We start from the raw sequence: 4,162 nt of genomic DNA on the forward strand, positions 1-4,162 counted from the left end.
GCTCTACACAGAGTATAATGAGTTATTCAAACAGCACTGGAAACAGAAAACAGGTCAGGATATTTCTATCAACCAATCCCATGGTGGATCAGGCAAACAAGCCCGTTCCGTTATTGACGGATTAGAAGCCGATGTCGTCACCCTCGCCTTAGCGGGTGATATCGACGAAATCTCCAAAAAAGCCGGATTACTTCCCTCTGGTTGGCAAAAGGAACTCCCCGACAATAGCTCCCCCTACACCTCGACGATTGTTTTTGTCGTACGCAAGGGTAATCCCAAAGGGATCAAAGACTGGAATGATCTCGCCAAACCTGGAATCAGTGTGATCACACCTAACCCAAAAACCTCAGGGGGTGCGCGCTGGAATTTCCTCGCAGCTTGGGCCTGGGCAAAAAAGAAATACAACGGTGATGAAGGCAAAATCAAAGAGTATATTAGCCAACTCTATAAAAATGTCCCCGTCCTGGATAGCGGTGCCCGTGGTTCCACCACGACATTTGCCGAACGCGGGATCGGTGATGTCTTTATCTCATGGGAAAATGAAGCTTATCTGCTCAAAAAAGAGCTCGGTGCCGAAAGATTCGACATTATCTATCCATCTATCAGTGTCTTGGCTGAACCTCCCGTGGCTGTGGTCAGTAAAAACGCCGTAAAAAATGGCAACGGAGCGGTCGCAAAGGAATATCTTCAATACCTCTATAGTCCGCAAGCCCAAGATATTATCGCTAAACATTACTACCGCCCGCGTGACGCTGCTGCTGCTCAAAAGTACTCCAAACAGTTCCCTAACATTACCTTGGTCACTATCGATGGTGATTTTGGTGGCTGGGAAAAGGCTCATGAAATATTCTTTAAAGACAACGGGGTCTTTGATCAAATTTACGACAAGTAAAAGACGACTCTGATGGTAGTGATTTACTTATTTCTCGATAAAAAATACTTTCTAAACACTCTGGTTAGGGTATTTGTCTAGTTCCTGTTTGTAAGGGAATCAGAATCCGTATCGGTTAGAATAGGCCGATACGGATTTGAATGATAAGGGGATATTATCCAGTGGTAAAAAAAATAAAACATAGGCGGATTATTCCGGGTTTCGGACTCTCGATGGGGATTACGATCACCTATTTGAGTGTCTTGATCCTTTTACCGATGGCGGCACTGACTCTCAAAACCATCCCGATGGGTTGGGATCAATTCTGGAAAGATGTCTGGTCCCCCCGTGTTATCGAATCTTACAAAATCACTTTTGGAGCGAGCTTAATTGCCGCTTTGATAAACTTTTTTATGGGAGGTCTCGCGGCATGGGTCCTGACGCGTTATAATTTTTTCGGACGCCGTCTGATCGACTCCATGATTGACCTGCCTTTTGCCCTGCCGACGGCTGTGGCCGGTATTACTCTCGCCACTATCTACGCGCCGAATGGCTGGATTGGACAGTATTTTGCCCCTGAAAGCTTCCTCATCACTCATCTGAATGATGCAACACTCTGGATAGTCGGAAAAGAAATGTTTCCGAATGGTATCGCCATTTCATTTTCTGAAATCGGCATTGTCATTGCACTCACCTTCATTGGACTGCCCTTCATCGTCCGGACCGTTCAACCCATCCTCGAAGACCTTGACCAAGAGGTCGAGGAGGCTGCTGGGTGCCTCGGGGCAAATCGCTGGCAAATCGCCACACGCGTTATCTTGCCCGAAGTATTCCCCGCACTCATCACCGGATTTGCCTTAGCCTTTGCTCGGGCGATTGGTGAATACGGTTCCGTCGTTTTTATCGCTGGGAATATCCCTTTTAAGACGGAGATCACTCCCCTGCTCATTATTACCCGTCTTGAACAGTATGATTACGCCGGGGCGACGGCATTAGGGTTCTCCATGCTGGCGATTTCTTTTGTCATGCTTCTGGTTATTAATATTTTACAACACTGGAACCGTTCCCGTTTCTCCCATTAACAGTATGAATCCTCATCAAATCCGACATACGACAGACGATCCTCTCTGGGCTAAGATCATCATTGGCGGGATTGTTTTTGTTTTTTTAGGGCTTTTTCTCGTCATTCCTTTAGTCGCGGTTTTTTATGAAGGACTTAAAAAGGGGATAGAATTCTATTTTGCTTCTCTGAACGATAAATATACTTGGGATGCCATTAAATTAACGGTAATCGCAGCCTTCTTTTGTGTCGTCGGTAATACCATTTTCGGTGTATCCGCAGCTTGGCTAATTACAAAACATGAATTCCGCGGTAAAAGCCTTTTGATCAGCCTGATTGAACTCCCCTTTGCCGTCAGCCCGGTCATCGCGGGGTTAATGTTGATACTCCTTTATTCAGTCCACGGGTTCTTAGGCCCCTTCTTTATCGACAACGATATCAGGATCATTTTCGCGACTCCCGGCATTATTTTGGCCACAATCTTTGTGACATTTCCCTTTGTCGCGCGCGAACTTATCCCCTTGATGCAATCCCAAGGCAAAGACGAGGAAATCTCCGCCATCGTTCTCGGTGCCAATGGTTGGCGGACTTTCTGGCGTGTGACCTTGCCCAATATCAAATGGGGCCTACTCTATGGCGTCATCCAGTGTAATGCCCGGGCCATTGGTGAATTTGGGGCGGTCTCAGTCGTATCTGGTCATATCCGGGGAAAAACCAATACTGTCCCCCTCCATATTGAGATACTCTATAATGAATACCAGTTTACCGCAGCATTTGCCTTGTCATCAATGCTGGCCCTTTTGGCCCTCATCACCCTGGTCATTAAATCAATTGTAGAGTCCCGGGTTCACTCCGAAATGAAACGACTAGAGGAAAATTAAAAGTCATGACTACCGATAAAATATCCATAAGAGTGGAAAATCTGACCAAACTATTCGGCAAATATACGGCCTTGGATGCAATCAACGGATCTTTCGAACCAGGAAAACTTGTCGCCCTACTAGGCCCCTCAGGTTCAGGAAAAACAACTCTCCTGCGTATGATTGCTGGCCTTGATTTTGCGGATTCCGGCAGGATTCTTTTTAATGAGCAGGATGTCACGACATTATCCCCACGGGAAAGACAAGTCGGACTAGTCTTCCAGCATTACGCCCTTTTCAGGCACATGACCGTATTTGATAATGTCGCCTTTGGCCAATCTGTAAAACCGCGCAAGGAAAGACTGCCTGCTAAAGTCATCCGGGATAAAGTCAATGAACTCCTTGAACTCGTCCAGCTCGGCGAACACGGGCACCGTTACCCTTCCCAACTCTCCGGCGGTCAAAAACAACGTGTCGCCCTCGCTCGTACCCTCGCTGTCGAACCACGCATTTTGCTCTTGGATGAACCCTTTGGGGCCCTCGATGCTAAGGTGCGCAAAGACCTGCGCCGGTGGCTGCGTGAATTCCATGAAAAAATGAAGATTACGACGATTTTCGTCACCCACGACCAGGAAGAAGCCCTAGAGCTCGCCGATGAAATCGTGGTGATGAACCATGCCAAGATCGAGCAAATCGGTACACCTCAAGAAATCTATGATTCCCCGGCTAATCCTTTTGTTTATGAATTCGTCGGTAACGTCAATCTCTTCCGTGGAAGGGTCAATAGCGGAAAAATCCTGATCGACGGGAAAGAGTTTTCATTGGTGAAAAGCGACCACATGGGCGTCGAAGATGTCGGTGTGGCCTATGTCCGTCCCCATGATGTTAAAATCCATTTGGAGAAACCCTCAGACGGCGCTCTAGAAGCGACAGTGGTCAGCACCATATTCTCAGGAGCAAATACCCGCGTCCACCTCCGCCGTAAAGATATCGGGGAAATGGTCGATGCCGAGGTGCCCCGTGCCGACTATGGATCATTAAACCTGATCAAAGGCCAAGACGTCTTTATCACCATCCGCAATGTCCAAGTCTTCACCGAAGACTATTCCATCTAATCATCACCCGCGCGCAATTTGTTTTGGATTGCGACGGATAAAAAAAAATGCGCGACCACAATGGTCGCGCATGAAAATTAATCAAAATGGCCTAACAGGTGTTACCTGAAAGAAGGGCGTCTCTGTCCACCACCGGCTGAACGGAATCCACCACTTTGGGGAGTTGAACGCTTTGGTCCGGAACGGCGTTCACCACCAGCTTGGGAGAATCCTTCCCCGCGGCTTTCGCCACCACCGTCACGGGAATACCCGCCAC

4 protein-coding genes are annotated in these 4,162 nt (G+C 47.7%); all 4 read left to right on the forward strand.

Annotation, left to right across the window (positions count from 1 at the left end):
• On the forward strand, window positions 1–892 hold an 892-nt coding region (locus SGI98_07255; GenBank protein MDZ4743202.1), incomplete at its 5' end, for a sulfate ABC transporter substrate-binding protein.
• A 212-nt stretch (window positions 893–1,104) separates the two neighbouring features.
• Window positions 1,105–1,953 carry a sulfate ABC transporter permease subunit CysT gene (locus SGI98_07260; protein ID MDZ4743203.1) on the forward strand — a complete coding sequence of 283 codons (849 nt, stop codon included), beginning with the start codon at window positions 1,105–1,107 and terminating at the stop codon, window positions 1,951–1,953.
• 4 nt (window positions 1,954–1,957) lie between these two features.
• Window positions 1,958–2,812, forward strand: coding sequence for a sulfate ABC transporter permease subunit CysW (gene cysW / locus SGI98_07265; protein ID MDZ4743204.1), 855 nt, complete (start codon window positions 1,958–1,960; stop codon window positions 2,810–2,812).
• Window positions 2,813–2,832: 20 nt separating this feature from the next.
• A complete protein-coding gene (locus SGI98_07270) occupies window positions 2,833–3,906 on the forward strand; it encodes a sulfate ABC transporter ATP-binding protein (protein MDZ4743205.1) in 1,074 nt (357 codons plus the stop codon).
• Window positions 3,907–4,162: the final 256 nt, after the last annotated feature.

Source organism: Verrucomicrobiota bacterium, assembly GCA_034440155.1.
Classification (GTDB): domain Bacteria; phylum Verrucomicrobiota; class Verrucomicrobiia; order JAWXBN01; family JAWXBN01; genus JAWXBN01.

Bases quoted from the DNA above. Each gene is read 5' to 3' on its own strand.
- SGI98_07260 (MDZ4743203.1), top strand. From the start codon at position 1,105: ATGGGGATTACGATCACCTATTTGAGTGTCTTGATCCTTTTACCGATG.
- cysW (MDZ4743204.1), top strand. From the start codon at position 1,958: ATGAATCCTCATCAAATCCGACATACGACAGACGATCCTCTCTGGGCT.